Below are 16,048 nucleotides of genomic sequence, written 5' to 3'. Positions count from 1 at the left end.
ATGGCAAATGATCCACTGACTCAACTTCGGTTGCAATTACAACAACTCGAGCAAGAAGTACTGCAACACGATAGATTATTGTCGGCAACTGCGTGTCGATTAATTCAGGACAGCGAACGCTTTAATAACGAACTTTTTGTTCAACATGGCGCGGCGTTAGCGCCTTGCATACAACAAATACGCACAGCCATTGAACAGCTTGATAAACAATTGAAAATGAAATTAAGTGCACAATTGATTGCGTTAAGCTGCCAACGCATTCAAGATAAATTTGTGGCGGTTAAAAAAGCATTAACATCGACTAAAATCAATCTCAAGGCAGCACAACAAACCCAGCGGACTCGCAAAACCTTGTGGGCTAAACGCCAGCAAAATCAGCACCAACAAACCGGCTTTGAGTGGATTGCATCGTCTATCATGCAAAACAGTCATCAGTTATATCAAGAATTGAATAAACATTTGAATTGGGCTGAAAAATTCACACAAAAAATTGCTGAGTTAGATATGCGCCTTGCAAACTGTCACAGTAATGACAAAATCAAGCTACAAAATGAAATCCTGTCTATGCACAAGCGGTTAGGTAAATGCCGACAAGCCATTACTTATATCGAAGATAGGATCCAGGCGCTTGAGCGACCAAATTTTAGAAATAGATAAGGAGTTTCAATGAAATATTTAATGCCAACTACGGCCTTAGCCAGCTTATTTTTTGCTGCTAATGCAATGGCCTCTAGCCTTGAGATCCCACTGAACTTTGAATATCTCGCCCTTGATGGTAAAGAAATTTCCACCAATTCATTCAAGCATCAAGCGCAGCTTGAGCTGGATGCTGGCACCCGTAAAATTGCCATTCGTTTTCATGACATGGTGCAAGATCAGTTCAGTGACAGTCAAAGCTTCGTGAAGTCGTCACCATTTATCATTACCTTAGATGTCCTGCAAGATACCAATTACCAACTTGCCCCCGCGACAGCATTGGCACAAAAAGATCCGCAACAATACGCACAGTCACCCGCAATCACCATCACCAGTAACAATCATTCAGCGGTAGATTACCAATATGTCTTGACCTCGTTTGAGGAGCCGAGCTTTTTTAATCGCTTATTTTCCGGTGGCCAAAGCAGCAATACCGCCAATGACATTGCCGCTGCCACCTCAATAACGACCTCGGCTGCCATAGAAGCGAGTGAGCCTCAAGTTTCGACCTATCAAACCACTGTGGCTGCACAAACCACAGCCGCTAGTGCCGCATCAAAGCCCGCGCCTGCTGAGAGTGCCCGCGCCGAGCAGATGTTACAGTATTGGTGGTTACAAGCCGACGAGCAGACTCGCAAAGAGTTTATGAGTTGGGCTATCAAGCAGTTGTGATCAGTCATGCCGTTATCGAGCGTTGCGCTTTCATCAGCGCTCGATGTTTTTACCATCTTAAGTCATAAATACCCTTGTTCAGCCGTATTCTGGGCCCAGCCACAGCAGCGATGGTTGATCAAACTAAAGGATACGTTTACTCGCACATAAAGTTATGACGCTTAATACAATAGCCGCGTTGCGTAAGCGGTTAATAAAACTGAGGTAGGTTGAAATACCAAGATAAATGAGGCTAGCAAGGGAGAGATTGGAGGTTCCCTAGAGCCACACCCCGGCACACGAGTCGCCTGCTGCGGTTGCTCCCTTCCGGGCCTGGCCGAGTTCACAGGTTATCATTGCGGGGGGACCCTAGGTCACCATTGATTTATCAGGATTTCTCGCTGACAACGCCGGCATTATGTCCTAGCACGCCCAGATATTCAAGCACTAAAAAGCCACTAAACACTTTAGTGGCTTCAACTGCGCAGGCTTTAATCAAATTTGGCACTAGCGACTACAAACTCAGCAGATTTCGATTGCTGTCGATAATTTTAGGGCCTATGCCTTTCACTTTAAGTAAATCATCAATCGATGTAAATTGGCCATGTTGTTTACGGTAGTCAACAATGGCTTGAGCTTTGGACGCACCAACACCTTTAAGCATGGCCAACTCTTTAGCGCTGGCACTGTTGATATTAATTCGCATCGATTGACCAGCCGTTTTATTGTCGGCTCTGAGCGCTTTGTTGTCAGCCTTGGCCTCGGCTTTATCAGACTTAAGCTTGGCTTTACTTTCAGCTTTCAGGGCTTTCATTTCTGCTTTGTTCGCTTGACTTTCAGCTTTGAGAGCTGCTTTAGCCTCCCCAGTTGTGGCTTTAGTCTTGGTGTTATCAGTATCAGCCGCCAAAACACTCGATGACTGCAATAACAGAACAAATAACAGGGTAAAAATAGAGAGAATATTTTTCATTTTTTACTCCAATAATGGCCTAAGATTGACCCTAAGGCTCCATGGTCAAGTTCAATCCTAGTCGAGATCAAACCAACTGCAAGCTTAGCCCCGCCAAGTCAGTGACACAGATCACGAAGGTGCAATCTACTTTTATTACCCAAATCACCTTTTGTGGCCATTAAAAACCGAATTAAGCCCAGGTATGTTGAAAAGTAACGAAATTAGACAGTCCCATAGCATTATTCTTGCCAACTAAGTCGCTGTTTTTGACAAAAAGCAACAAAAGAGCCGTCACCAAAAGAAGTTTGTGGATAAGCAACTATCCCATAAAGTAGCAAAAAATCTGCGACCTCAGGGAACATTATGTCAGCAAGCCATACCGCCAACCAACCGCCCAAGAATCTGCTGATACTCGGGCTCAATATTGTCTTACTATTTTTGCTAAAAGAGTTTCTGCCCTTTGATGATCAAGTCAATATCGGTGTAGCTATCTTAATCTTTGCTGCCATTTTATGGCTCACCGAAGCGATACATATAAGTGTCACTGCCATATTGATCCCCATTTTGGCCGTTGCCTTTGGGGTGTTTAATATAAAAACGGCAATGACCAATTTTGCAAACCCAATTATCTATCTATTTTTTGGTGGATTTGTCTTAGCAGCGGCATTGAATCATCAGGGCATAGACAGATTAATTGCCAATAAAGTATTAAGTGCCTCCAAAGGGCGATTAAGTCTGGCGTGTATTCTATTGTTTGCAGTCACCGCATTATTATCGATGTGGATCAGTAACACCGCCACCGCCGCCATGATGCTGCCCTTAGCCTTAGGGATCTTAAAGCAATTCGATTACAACGAGCATAAAAGCACCTACCTATTTTTACTGTTAGGCATCGCTTATTCCGCCAACATTGGCGGCATTGGTACCTTGGTTGGCAGTCCTCCTAATGCGATTGCCGCCGCGCAAGTCGGCTTAACGTTTGCTGATTGGCTTGAATTTGGCTTGATCACCGTCGCCTTGATGCTCCCCACCATGTTGATTGCGTTATACCTATTCTTTAAGCCTAATCTTAGTGTCAACTGTAAGATTGACGAGCAAAAACAACAGCTGTCCACCAGCGCTAAAGTCACCCTAGCTATTTTCCTCCTCACAGTGTTTGGCTGGATATTCAGTAAGCCGATTTCAACTGCGCTTGGCGGGATTGCTCAATTTGATACCGTGGTTGCCCTTGGCGCGGTAGTATTATTAGCCGGCCTTGGACTGGTTGAGTGGAAAAAAATTGAGCGCACCACAGATTGGGGGGTGTTGATCTTATTTGGCGGCGGCTTAACCTTAAGTGCCATCCTTAAAACCACAGGTACCAGCGTATTTTTAGCCCATTGGGTCACTGACATCTTTGGCAGTACCCATTTGGCACTCTTCACCTTTGCCGTCATTTTCTTTGTGGTGATGTTGACTGAATTTGCGAGTAACACCGCGAGCGCCGCATTGTTAGTGCCCGTATTTGCTGCGATTGCCGAAGCCTTAGGGGTGTCAGTGGTGATGATTTCGGTGTTAATCGGTATTGCCGCGTCTTGCGCCTTCATGCTGCCTGTAGCGACCCCGCCCAATGCCATTGTTTATGGTTCAGGTTTTATCAAGCAGTCCGAGATGGTCAAAGCCGGTATGGTGATCAATCTGTTAAGCATGGTGGTGCTATATATTGTGGCTCATACCTTTTGGAAGATATAAACCACCCAGTAACATCAGCTGATGTTCATACTTAACGGGATTCGCAGGTATCATGAGATACCTGCTAATCCTTGACTCAGATCCGCGATAATATCGTCCACGTGTTCCAGCCCCACCGAAATTCGCAACAAATTATCAGAGATACCCGCTTGCATGCGCGCTTCGGCGCTATAAGGCGAATGTGTCATGGAGGCCGGATGTTGGATTAATGATTCCGCATCGCCCAAACTCACGGCAATGGCAAATAATTGTAAACGGTTAGCAAACGCTTTGGCTTGTTCAAGATCGGCTGCTAATTCAAAGGCGATAACCCCACCAGCGGCGCGCATCTGCTGTCCAATCAACCGATAATTTTTATGCGTTTCAAGCCCAGGGTAATACACTCGACTAATCGCCGGATGTTGTTGCAGAAATTGTGCAACCCTAAGAGCATTGTCGCAATGACGCTGCATTCTCACATCTAAGGTTTTCAGCCCCCTGACAATTAACCAAGCATCATGGGGTGATAACACCGCACCAAAATCTTTGAGAATAGTGGCTTTTAAATGACCGATAACATCTTGACTACCGCACACTAAGCCAGCAATGACATCGCCATGGCCATTAAGGTACTTAGTGGCGCTATGGATCACAATGTCGGCCCCCAATAATAAAGGCTTTTGTAGCAATGGCGTCATAAAGGTATTATCGACTATCGACATTATCCCATGTTGACGACATAACTGCGCTACCCGACTAATATCATAGACCTCTAGGTGCGGATTCACGGGCGTTTCAAAGAACACCAACTTAGTTGTTGGTTTAATGGCCTCAGCCACGGCCTCGAGACTGGCAAAGTCGACCAGAGTAAACTCAATGCCTAATTTAGGCAGTTGTTCGGTGATCAACGAGAAACTACAGCCATAAATGGCATGACTGGCGATGATATGATCGCCCTGTTCAAGATTAGCCAGTAAGGCAGCACTTACCGCAGCCATACCCGAGGCAGTCGCAGCCGCGGCTTCGGCGCCTTCTAAGGCCGCGATTCTTTCTTCAAGCTCGCGGACTGATGGGTTACCTAAGCGAGTATAAATATCACCGACTTGCTCACCACTAAAGCAGCGGCCGCCATGCTCCACACTATCAAACACAAATGTCGCGCTTTGGACGAGTGGGCTGACCAATGGCCTAGCGCCATGACTTGGCTTAGCACCATGAATCACTAACGTGGATCCGTGCCAACTATCCTGTGTATTTTTCATAAAAAACGTCCCCGATGATCACTGCTGCCACTGTATCGACTAGCGCATCACACAGACAGCCTTGCTCACAAAATAACCCAGGGCGTAATGTAATAAATACGTTACACAACAGCCGTTAACCCCAGCTACGGTGTGGTTGAACGGCTTTTATGAGGCGTTGTCGAATCCGGTTGTTGAGTGCCAATTTCGGCGTTTTTGACTGGTTCCAGCACCGAACTGGCTGACATTTTAGCGCGGAATATCTGTTTCAACTCCACCAGTAAGTCTTTATGTATTCGTGACAACTTAGGCCGTTTATCCGCACTAAAGGCTAAGGGGCGACAAAGGGCCATGGCTTGATAGCCAAGACGCGCGGTCAGTAAGCCACCACCAACCCCTTGCGCTAGGCGCGCAGACAGTTTGCCGGTCATTTCCATTGACAACAATTGGCTACCTAAGTCAGTGACGACCTCTGTGGTACCCGCATAAATCACGTTGGTAACAATGGTCTTAAGTAAACGCACTCGACTCCAATACCCCAGTTCAATGCCATAACATTCTGCAATATCATTGAGTAATTTTTGATTGCGCCACAACACAATCGCCATATCCATCATGGCTAATGGGCTCGCCGCCAATAATGTGGCCGCTTCGAGGGCATAGCGACTCACAATACTTTGGGCTTTTTTATCTAACGTATAGAGGACTTCAGTCTCAAATAATTGAATTTGCTCAGCATCATTATGATCTTTAGTCACTTTGGCAAAATATTGACTTAAGGCCAATTGCTGCATTGCACTGATTTGCGGTGATAGATGTCCAGAATTCTGACCTAAGCCTTGGCTCAAATTAGCAATAAAGGGGGTGGCTTCGCCCGACTGCATACTCAACCTTAATCTATCGCCGGTCTGTTGCCAATCCTGAGTGTGGCGTAAGCGTCTAAGCTTAGTTAATTCCGACCAAAGCCCACGACAGGCCAGCAATAACACCGAACAAAGGGTAACGAGATAAAGGCTAAATATCCAGATAGACTGCTGATAACTGGCAAGCAATGTCAGCACGGCTTCCACCCCAACCACCAAGCTCAATAAGCCCATGACCCAAATCACTAATGCCGATCGTTTTTTGCCATCAGCCCTCGAATTAAACGCAGCCGCTAAGGTTTGCTGTTCAAGTTCAGTCGGTTCACTGTCACGGTCGATAAATGCCTGAGGATCAAATTGCGATCGCGCCTCAGGGGGACGGGGCTCATCATGGGCCAGTCCTTCATCAAGCGCTTGCGGATTAAATTCAGTTCTAGCCTTGATTACAGGCTCTGACGGCTGGGAGCTCATAACAACTTATCTCCTAGGATAAATTCCAATAAATGATCCATGCGGATCTGACCAAATAACTGATTGGTGGCGATGGGCGGAGCAAAGGATGGAAAATCAAATCCCTGCCCTTGCCAAAAGCTGGTATCGGGTAAGTGAGTAGGCACTTCGCCGGGGAAAATCGTCACCGGCCGACCACTATCAAGCACACGCCCTTGCACCACTTCACAGGGGCCGCTGGCGGTATTCACCGTGCCATGCCGGCTTGCTTTAATCGCACTAATGGCCATAGTTTCAACCACACAGCCATCGAAACGGGCATGTTGTTGGCCAGCTTTGAGCATGTTGCCCAGCAACTGCAACAAATTGGCTTGCTGATCCCGACTGATGTGATCCACCTTGCTGGCAGCAAACAATAATTTATCAATCTTGGGTGAAAATAATCGCTTCAATAAATTATTTTGGCCGAACTGAAAACTTTCGAGGATGTGCTCGAGCGCGGAGGTCATATCCATAAATTGATCTTTGCCGCGATTGAGTCCACCCAAGCAATCAACCAGCACCACTTGCCTGTCGAAATGGCAAAAGTGATCACGATAAAAGGGTTTGACAACCTGTTGCACATACTCTTGATATCTGTGTTGCAATACTTTGAAATAGCTATTTTTATCGGCTTTACTTGCCTCAATAATTTGTTGCTCTGATACAGTCATTAACGGGAAAAAACTTAAGATGGGCGCGCCATCAAGTTCACCGGGCAATAGCATGCGCCCTGGCTGAGCTTGATAAAAGCCATGTTGATGAACCAAATCTAATAGCAAGGCTTGGTAGCGTTTACTGATGTCAGCCAATACTTGCTCATCGGCCACATCAGTTAATCTCAACTGATTGACTGAATTGATAAAGTCATCATATTTATCGCTGGATTGATACTTAGTCGCGGCGGCGTTAACTTGAGTGGACCATTGGACAAAGTCCAGCTGTAACATGGGCAAATCGAGTAACCACTCCCCTGGGTAATCAATGATATCTAAATAAAGGGTCGCTGAATCAACCAACTTGGCTCTCAAGCCTTTTGTTGGCAAGTAGCGCAAGGCCAATCTCAATTCACTAATGTTGCGGGTCGACGATGGCCACTTGGGCGGTTCCGCCGTTAATTGGGCAATGCCCCCTTGGTAATCAAAACTGGCGATATTGAGATCTGGCTGCATCACCCGCTTGACCCCAATTAAGCGCTGCTCTCTGGCAACACTAAATAGCGGTAGTTTGTCGTAGCCTAAGGTTAATTGGTTGACTAAGGCAGTCACAAACGCGGTTTTGCCGGCACCGGATAAGCCAGTCACCGCTAGACGAATATGACGATCTCCTGCGCGCAAAGCCACTTGTTGAGCGTGATGCTGTAACCGTGACCACGACTGACGCACATTAACCATAAATTATCCTCAATAAAAAAGGTGGCAGTTGCCACCTAGTATAACTAACTCTCTTGACTGTATTGCCACCTCAAACACCTTTTGCTGTTACAGATCATTAATTTGGCGTTTTAAATCAAATTGTTCTGAGGTGACGTGCCGCTCCATCTGTTGTAAGCGTAAGTCGATGGCACGAAAGCGACCATTTAAATCCATCAAGGCTTGCTTGGCGGGTTCGCCGGCTTGCCATACCTTCTTTTTTAATCCCGCCTCTTTATGGTGCGCGTCCATGCTTAATGGCTTTGGTGATTCATCCAGAATGATCCATAAGGCGATGTATAAAATAAAGATAACCCCTGAACCACCCAGTAAAAATATCGATACGGCCACTACGCGCACTAACCAGGTTTCAAAATTAAAGTAATCGGCTATGCCTGCACATACGCCGGCGATTTTACCTTGAGCGCGATTGCGATATAAGGTGCCTCTACTCATGACGACTCCTCCATTCAGGGCTATCAGTATCGAGAATGGCTTCTAAGCTGGCAATTCGTTGGCTCATCTTATCGGCCTTAATAATCAACTCATTAAGCTGGGCAAATTCTTCCTCGGTTAAGCCCTGGTTAACCTGGCGCTTACTGCGGTAGTGGAGCACCAACCAGATGGGCGCCACGACCAGCAGAAAAATGATAATCGGAGCAATTAGTAGATCCAAATCCATAGGTTACTCCTTACTATTTTTTAGTTTTAGCCGACGTTTTGCTTTGCATCTTAGCTTTCATTGCGGCGAGTTCTGCCGATACTTCATCTTCTGCCTGTAACGCCGCAAACTCGTCGGCTAAGCTGCCTTTATTAGGGCCTTTGGCCAAATCATAGGCTTCGACTTGCGCTTCAATCCCTTCAACTCGGCGCTCGTATTGCTCAAACTTAAGCATGGCATTATCAATTTTGCTCGAATCAAGACGGCGCTTCACTTCAAGACGCGTTGAGGCCGTCTGATTACGCATGATAATGGTCTTCTGGCGCGCTTTAGCATCGGCCAGTTTTTCTTGTAATTGGCCAATCTCATCCTTTAAGCGACTGATTTGCTCATCAATGATTAGCATTTCATCGTTGAGAGACTTTAAGGTGTCATTGGCTTTTTGTTTTTCAACCAAAGCCGCTTTCGCTAAATCTTCGCGATCTTTCGATAACGCGAGTTCTGCTTTAGCGTGCCAATCTTCAACTTGCTCTTCGATGCGAACAATCCGACGTTGCACTTCTTTCTTTTCGGCCAACACCCGCGCCGAAGTGGAGCGAACTTCTACTAAGGTGTCTTCCATTTCTTGAATGATAAGACGAACCATTTTTTCTGGATCTTCTGCTTTATCCAACAAAGCACTCAGGTTTGAATTAATGATGTCTGCAAAGCGTGAAAATATTCCCATAATCTTATCCTCAAGGTTATCTGTTACGATTTATACCTATCATATTCCATGCCAACATTGGCATAACCCATAAAATCAGTAACTTAGATATATTATTAAGTTTATCTTTATTTTAACTTGATTGACACATATTATAAATTTCACCACTTGTTAGCGACATAGACCAATTATTACAGTGCCTAAACAATTCCAACAAGACAATCTCATCGGCCAATCCAATGCCCTCTTGGAAGTGCTCGAACATGTGTCGCAAATCGCGCCACTGTCAAAACCGGTATTGATTATCGGTGAACGCGGTACGGGCAAAGAACTGATTGCCGAGCGTATTCATTACCTTTCTAGCCGTTGGGATCAAAGCTTTATTAAGCTCAATTGTTCCTCATTAAGTGAAAGCTTATTAGAGAGTGAATTATTTGGTCACGAAACCGGGGCATTTACTGGGGCGAAAGGCCGCCATGAGGGCCGCTTTGAGCGCGCCGATGGTGGCACCTTATTTCTTGATGAGTTAGCCAATACCTCAGGCTTGATTCAAGAAAAGTTACTGCGGGTGATAGAATACGGCGAGTTCGAGCGTGTCGGCGGTAATCGCCCACTCAAAACTGATGTACGTCTAATCTGTGCCGCTAACGAGGATTTGCCAAGCTTAGCCGAGGCGGGGGAATTTCGAGCCGATTTACTCGATAGACTGGCGTTTGATGTCATTACCTTACCGCCACTTAGGTATCGCCAAGAAGATATTATGCCGTTGGCTGAATATTTTGCCATTGGCATGGCCCGCCAACTGCAACTTGAATACTTTGCCGGCTTTAGCACCCAAGCCAAGCAACTGTTATTGGATCATCCATGGCCTGGCAATATTCGAGAACTTAAAAACGTAGTGGAACGCGCGGTCTATCGTAATCAACATCGCGATAATGCCATTGACGATATCACCCTAGATCCATTTAGTTCCCCCTATCGACCTAAACAACGGGTGCGAACGCAAGATCGCCAGCAAAGTGCAACCACCAATGAACCAAGCCAGAGCGTTACGCCAAACGCCACAGCGCCAATTAGTAAGCCCACCACTAGTGACATCACATTCCCTCTCGATTTTAAAGAGCATTGCGAACAACAAGAAATCGCCTTACTCGAACAAGCGCTGAGGGCCGGTCAGTTTAATCAAAAGAAAACCGCTGAATTACTGTCATTAAGCTATCATCAGTTGAGAGGAATTCTCAAAAAATACAACTTATTGGATAAAGATTGAGCAAGGTTTGCTCCAAGCTAACAGGCACTGGTAAAATGCGCTTCTTGTTATCAACTATTATCGATCTTGATATGAAGCCGTCCTTACATGGCATGTTCTACTTATGGGTGTTATTAGCCAGTACCCTGCTAATCGCAGGCTGTGGTCCCCAAACACTACCGGCGGGATTGGTCTATTGCTCTGAAGGCAATCCAGAGACCTTTAACCCCCAGTTAGTGACGTCTGGCACCACCATAGATGCAACCTCTCAACAGCTATTCAGTCGTTTAGTTGATTACAGTCATGAACATGAAACCATTATTCCAGCCATCGCCAAACACTGGGACGTCAGTGATGATGGCTTAAGCTATCGGTTTATCTTACGCGATAATGTCCATTTTCATCACAATCGCCAATTTACGCCATCACGGACGTTAACCGCTGATGATGTGATGTTCTCGTTCGATCGAATTATCAATCCCAACAACCCTTATCATTTTGTCTCAAAAACCGGCTACCCATTTTTTGAAAGCATAGATTTTGCTCAACAAATTATGCAAATAGAAAAGATTAACGACCACGAATTGGTATTTCATCTCACTTCCCCGAATAGCTCATTTCTGTCGAACCTTGCTACCGATTTTGCGGTTATTCATTCTAGTGAATACGCCCAACAATTATTATTAGACGGTATGCCAGAGCGTTTAGATATTGAGGTCATTGGGACTGGGCCTTACCAATTTCAACAATACGTTAAAAATGAGTTCATTCGTTACCGACGGCATCAACAGTACTGGGGCGAGCAAGGGCAACTGCCAATGTTGGTGTTTGATATCACCCCCAAGAGTGCCACGCGTTTAGTGAAACTGATCACGGGTGACTGCAGTGTATCGGCACTGCCGAAAGCGGGTGAGCTTGATGTACTGGATCTCCACCCACAATTACGGCTTGAAAGTCACCCAGGATTAAACGTTTCTTTTTGGGCGTTTAATACCCAAAAAAGCCCATTTGATCAGCTGGCCGTTCGACAAGCCTTAAGCCTAGCGATTAATAAAGACAATATTCTTAATGCGGTGTATCGCGATAAAGGCGTGGTGGCTAATGGGTTACTCCCCCCTGCGTCTTGGGCATTTGAAGAAAACCAACCCCAGTCCAGCTATGATCCAGAGCGAGCCATCGCCCTGCTGAATGACGCCGGCATTGGCGACTTAACTCTGGATATCTGGACGACCCCAGTGGGCAGAAGTTATAACCCCAATCCCAATAAAACTGCCGAGTTGATTCAGGCCGATTTGGCCAATATCGGGGTAAAAGCTAATATCGTCAGTTATGGATGGAGCGTATTTACCAATAAGCTCAATCAAGCGGATTACGATACCGTTCTGATTGGCTGGAATGCCGATAACAGTGACCCTGATAACTTTTTCACGCCGCTGTTAAGCTGCAAGTCAGTGTTAGCAACGACTAACCGTTCCCGCTTCTGTTATGTGCCCTTTGAAGCATTATTAAATAAGGCGCGAGCCACCCCGTCACAACGTGAACGTGCACAGCTATATTCGCAAGCAGAGCAAATGCTGCGACAACAAGTCCCACTGATCAGTCTGGCCCACGCGCAGCGCATGATTTTAGTCAACGAAAAGGTTAAACACATGCCGTTGCCAGCCTTCGGCGGCATTGCGTTTGATAAAGTGCAACACGCAGTGGAGGTACAGCCATGAGTTATTACCTGCTGCGCCGCCTGAACTTGTTTTTAGCCACCAGTTTGATATTAATCTTGGTGTTATTTATTGCCACCCACTTATTTCCAGTCAATAGCAGTTTTGCTTTGAGCGGCATTGAAAATCCTAGCCAAGCGCAAACACAAAAAATCATCAGTGATTATCGTCTCGATGAAGGCAGTGTTAGTCAATTTATGGCCTACCTCGAACAACGCTTAAGTGGCAATCTTGGCATGTCTGTCACCTCGAAACAAAGTGTGGCCTCCGAGCTGATTAATGTGTTGCCCGCCTCATTTGAACTAATCATAGTGACGGCCATATTGGCCTTAAGCTTTGGGATCCCAATCGGAGTAATGGCCTCGTTAAGTCAGGATAAAATCACCCAAAATAGTATTATTGCCATGACATTGACCGGGTATTCCATCCCGGTCTTTTGGCTCGGGCTATCTTTATCACTGTGGTTTGGGGTTAAATTGGGGTGGCTGCCCATCTCGGGACAAATTAACCTCTTATACGAAATTGAACCTGTCACCGGATTCATGTTGATAGATACCCTGCTATCAGAACATAGCTACCGCTATAGCGCGTTTATCGATGCGTTACAGCATATGATTTTACCGGCGTTTACTTTGGCCGTATTCCCCTTCACAGTGGTCGTGCGCTTGACCCGCAGTGCCATGATGAATGTGATGCAACAAACCTATATTCGTGCGGCTGAAGCGCGCGGTTTACACACCAGTCAAATCGTCCTCAAACACGCCCTGCCCAATGCGTTAATCCCCGTATTAAAAAATCTTGGCATTATGCTTGGTCCGTTTGCGAGTTATGCCATCGTGGTTGAGGTGATTTTTGCTTGGCCCGGTGTCGGTGCTTGGTTAGTTCAGGGCATTTATCAGCGGGATTATACCGTCATCCAAGGGGGGATCTTAGCCGTGGCGTTGCTGATTATCTTCTTCAGCATTGTTATCGATATCATCCATACGGCGGCCAATCCCAAGACCAGGAAAGAAATCTATGCCTCCCATTAGTATTTACCAAGAAGAGCGCATCCCATCGCCACGTAAGCGAGTATGGTTAGCATTTACGGCCAATCCGTTTTCGGTGATTGGGTTATGGGCAGTGGCGATTTTGCTGCTGATTGCCGCGTTTGGGCCCTTAATCGCCCCCTACGAGCCCCAGTTACAAAATACCCAATCTATTTTATTGCCCCCCTCTTGGGACCCTGCCGGGACGGTGGAGCACTTTTTAGGGACAGATGCGCTCGGACGTGACATTTTTAGCCGAATTTTATATGGGGCGCAGCTGACCTTAGGTTTATCACTGTTAGTGGTGTTCACCGCGCTGGTGTTTGGTTTTATCATAGGTTCGTTATCGGGCATGATGAGTGGCATTAAGTCCTCAATTTTGTCGCATTTATTAGATGCGCTGCTGTCTATCCCCTCGCTGTTAATGGCGATTTTATTAGTGGCAGTGACCGGACCTGGCTTGCAGAATGTCTTTTGGGCAGTGGGGCTTGCGCTCACGCCGCAATTTGTACGCACCATTCATCAAGCGGTCCATGAAGAATCCCAAAAAGAGTATGTCACCGCCGCCAAACTTGATGGTGCCAATTCACTGCAAATCTACTGGTATGTAATTATGCCCAATATTTGGGACACCCTAATCATACAAACAACCTTGGCAATCTCTGCCGCGATTTTAGATATCGCGGCGCTTGGCTTTATGGGGTTAGGCGCGCAATCGCCCAGTCCGGAATGGGGAGCTATGGTTTCTCAAGGGGTGGATTATTTGCTGGTCGCCCCTTGGAATGTCACCATTCCAGGTCTGGCCTTGCTATTTACCGTGTTATCGATAAATTTAGTCGGTGATGGTTTACGTTCAGCCATGTCACCGGGAAGTAAATAATATGCCATTGCTCGATATCCGTAATTTAACCATCGAATTGGATACGCCTTACGGGCGAGTCAAAGCACTTGAAAAAGTCAGCCTTACGCTAAATGCTGGTGAGGTTCATGGATTGCTTGGCGAGTCCGGCTCTGGTCGCACGCTCCTGGCCCGTGCCATCATGGGGATCCCAGAAGCGAACTGGAGTGTGACCGTCGATCGCATGATGTGGGACGGTAAAAATTTATTGGAGATGACCGCCAAACAACGGCGCCAAATCATGGGGTCTGAGATCGCCATGATTTTCCAAGATCCATCGGCCAGCCTCGATCCTGCCATTACCATTGGTTCGCAACTGTTAGAGGCCATGCCGAGCAATAAACAACTGCCCTTTTGGCGCAGACGCGGCAGTCGTAAGTTAGAAATGCAAAAGTGGTTACATAAGGTCGGGGTAAAAGATCCCGAGCGCTTAATTCATAGTTATGCTTGGGAACTCTCAGAGGGCGAATGTCAAAAAGTGATGATTGCCATGGCGCTGGCCAATAAACCAAAGCTATTGATCGCAGATGAGCCCACCAACTTAATGGAAGTGAGCACTCAAGCACAAATTTATCGCTTACTCTCCAAGCTCAATCAAATTCAAAATGTCTCTATTTTGCTTATCAGTCATGAAATAGAAACCCTGTCACAGTGGTGTGGCCGCTTAACCGTATTCTATTCCGGCCAAGTGATGGAGTCTGGCACCACTGACGAGTTGCTCAGTAAACCGTTACATCCCTACACCAAAGCGATGCTAGAATGTTTACCCGATTACGATAATCCCCAAAGCCATAAAACCATTATGCCGACGCTAGCGGGCTCAGCGCCGCCATTGCAGCACCTTCCCATCGGTTGCCGCTTAGGCCCTCGCTGCCCGCAAGCGCAGAAACAGTGCGTTAATCAACCCAATTTGCACCATTTACGCGACAGGTACTATGCCTGTCATTTTCCTTATAATATCGAGCCTGAAAATGACGACAGCGCTGCTTAAAGTCAACCAGTTAAATAAACGCTACTTCAATGGCTATCGAGGCTTGCGTAAACAATACTCGCAAGCCTTGTCGGACGTGAGCTTTGAATTAAATGCCGGCGAAACCTTAGCCATCGTTGGTGAGGCTGGTTCAGGAAAAAGCACCCTCGCTCGTATTTTGGTGGGGGCCGAACCTCGCTCTCAAGGGGAAATATTGTTTGAAGGCGTACCGCTCGATAGTCATGATGTCGCCAAGCGCTGCAAATTGATTCGTATGATTTTTCAAGATCCTAATACCTCGTTAAATCCAAGGCTCAGTATCGGCGATTTACTGGCTGAGCCTTTACGCTTTAACACCACCATGGATAAACAGCAAATCCGCCAACAAGTATTCGACACCTTAAGAAAGGTCGGCCTATTACCGGAGCACGCCGAATTTTATCCGCATATGATTTCCGAAGGGCAAAAACAGCGGGTCGCGGTAGCACGGGCATTGATGCTTGACCCTAAAATTATCATCGCAGATGAAGCTTTAACCGCCTTAGACTTCAGCGTGCGTTCGCAAATATTGAACCTGCTGTTAACACTGCAGCAAGAGCTAGGATTGTCCTACATTTTTGTGTCGCATAATTTAGGCATTATTCGCCAATTTAGCGATAAAATTATGGTCATGCATCAAGGCAAGGTCGTTGAAAAAGCCCGAACTGAGTTACTGTTTAGCCAGCCACAGCATGAATATACCCAAAGGTTAATTGCCGAGCAGGGATTGTTATTTAACCGTAAATAGCTCAGCGTGTCACCGTGACT

General features: G+C 46.3%; 16 protein-coding genes and 1 other RNA gene. 9 read left to right on the top strand and 8 right to left on the bottom strand.

The genetic code is table 11. The annotated features are described in order from the left end of the window. Both KU855_RS09805 and KU855_RS09800 read left to right on the top strand, forming a co-directional pair. Positions 1-657 (top strand): primosomal replication protein, encoded by a 657-nt coding sequence (locus tag KU855_RS09805; protein WP_218530111.1) that lies wholly within the window; start codon positions 1-3, stop codon positions 655-657. Between the two features lie 9 nt (positions 658-666). After that, entirely contained in the window at positions 667-1,368 is a 702-nt protein-coding gene (locus tag KU855_RS09800) for a DUF2057 domain-containing protein (RefSeq protein WP_218530110.1), read from the top strand. 255 nt (positions 1,369-1,623) lie between these two features. On the opposite strand, the gene ffs is transcribed toward KU855_RS09800, so the two are convergent. Beyond that, positions 1,624-1,720: signal recognition particle sRNA small type (ffs, locus tag KU855_RS09795), an RNA gene on the bottom strand. Positions 1,721-1,861: 141 nt separating this feature from the next. Then, complete coding sequence (locus KU855_RS09790) at positions 1,862-2,317, bottom strand: helix-hairpin-helix domain-containing protein (RefSeq protein ID WP_218530109.1); 456 nt, start codon at positions 2,315-2,317, stop codon at positions 1,862-1,864. A gap of 345 nt (positions 2,318-2,662) precedes the next feature. Between KU855_RS09790 and KU855_RS09785 the strand changes: the two genes are divergently transcribed. After that, complete coding sequence (locus KU855_RS09785; protein WP_218530108.1) at positions 2,663-4,030, top strand: DASS family sodium-coupled anion symporter; 1,368 nt, start codon at positions 2,663-2,665, stop codon at positions 4,028-4,030. A gap of 50 nt (positions 4,031-4,080) precedes the next feature. On the opposite strand, the gene KU855_RS09780 is transcribed toward KU855_RS09785, so the two are convergent. The 6 genes from KU855_RS09780 to pspA form a co-directional block, all read right to left on the bottom strand. Further along, a complete protein-coding gene (locus KU855_RS09780) occupies positions 4,081-5,271 on the bottom strand; it encodes a PLP-dependent aspartate aminotransferase family protein (protein ID WP_218530107.1) in 1,191 nt (396 codons plus the stop codon). A 125-nt stretch (positions 5,272-5,396) separates the two neighbouring features. After that, positions 5,397-6,584 carry a YcjF family protein gene (locus tag KU855_RS09775; protein ID WP_218530106.1) on the bottom strand — a complete coding sequence of 396 codons (1,188 nt, stop codon included), beginning with the start codon at positions 6,582-6,584 and terminating at the stop codon, positions 5,397-5,399. Further along, a complete protein-coding gene (locus KU855_RS09770) occupies positions 6,581-7,996 on the bottom strand; it encodes a YcjX family protein (RefSeq protein ID WP_218530105.1) in 1,416 nt (471 codons plus the stop codon). The genes KU855_RS09775 and KU855_RS09770 overlap by 4 nt, the downstream gene beginning before the upstream one ends. A gap of 87 nt (positions 7,997-8,083) precedes the next feature. Then, positions 8,084-8,470, bottom strand: coding sequence for an envelope stress response membrane protein PspC (pspC, locus tag KU855_RS09765; RefSeq protein WP_218530104.1), 387 nt, complete (start codon positions 8,468-8,470; stop codon positions 8,084-8,086). Continuing rightward, positions 8,463-8,696: an envelope stress response membrane protein PspB gene (pspB, locus tag KU855_RS09760; RefSeq protein WP_218530103.1), complete on the bottom strand. Its 234-nt coding sequence runs from the start codon at positions 8,694-8,696 to the stop codon at positions 8,463-8,465. Before pspB ends, pspC begins: the two co-directional genes overlap by 8 nt. Positions 8,697-8,709: 13 nt before the next feature. Next, positions 8,710-9,402 (bottom strand): phage shock protein PspA, encoded by a 693-nt coding sequence (pspA, locus tag KU855_RS09755; protein WP_218530102.1) that lies wholly within the window; start codon positions 9,400-9,402, stop codon positions 8,710-8,712. Between the two features lie 175 nt (positions 9,403-9,577). Here pspA and pspF point away from each other — a divergent pair, with 175 nt between their 5' ends. The 6 genes from pspF to KU855_RS09725 all read left to right on the top strand — a co-directional run bounded on the left by pspF (position 9,578) and on the right by KU855_RS09725 (position 16,028). Next, a complete protein-coding gene (pspF, locus tag KU855_RS09750; RefSeq protein WP_218530101.1) occupies positions 9,578-10,651 on the top strand; it encodes a phage shock protein operon transcriptional activator in 1,074 nt (357 codons plus the stop codon). 71 nt (positions 10,652-10,722) lie between these two features. Beyond that, positions 10,723-12,348 (top strand): ABC transporter substrate-binding protein, encoded by a 1,626-nt coding sequence (locus KU855_RS09745; protein WP_218530100.1) that lies wholly within the window; start codon positions 10,723-10,725, stop codon positions 12,346-12,348. After that, positions 12,345-13,376 carry an ABC transporter permease gene (locus KU855_RS09740; RefSeq protein ID WP_218530099.1) on the top strand — a complete coding sequence of 344 codons (1,032 nt, stop codon included), beginning with the start codon at positions 12,345-12,347 and terminating at the stop codon, positions 13,374-13,376. The genes KU855_RS09745 and KU855_RS09740 overlap by 4 nt, the downstream gene beginning before the upstream one ends. Further along, complete coding sequence (locus KU855_RS09735; RefSeq protein ID WP_218530098.1) at positions 13,363-14,253, top strand: ABC transporter permease subunit; 891 nt, start codon at positions 13,363-13,365, stop codon at positions 14,251-14,253. Before KU855_RS09740 ends, KU855_RS09735 begins: the two co-directional genes overlap by 14 nt. A gap of 1 nt (position 14,254) precedes the next feature. Next, positions 14,255-15,262 (top strand): oligopeptide/dipeptide ABC transporter ATP-binding protein, encoded by a 1,008-nt coding sequence (locus KU855_RS09730; RefSeq protein WP_218530097.1) that lies wholly within the window; start codon positions 14,255-14,257, stop codon positions 15,260-15,262. Next, a complete protein-coding gene (locus tag KU855_RS09725) occupies positions 15,243-16,028 on the top strand; it encodes an ATP-binding cassette domain-containing protein (protein WP_218530096.1) in 786 nt (261 codons plus the stop codon). Before KU855_RS09730 ends, KU855_RS09725 begins: the two co-directional genes overlap by 20 nt. The last annotated feature ends 20 nt before the right edge of the window (positions 16,029-16,048 follow it).

The sequence above is a fragment of the Shewanella sp. NIFS-20-20 genome (assembly GCF_019209865.1).
Taxonomy (GTDB): domain Bacteria; phylum Pseudomonadota; class Gammaproteobacteria; order Enterobacterales; family Shewanellaceae; genus Shewanella.
Note: the sequence above shows the minus strand (reverse complement) of the source record. Positions and strands in the feature narration are given on the sequence as shown.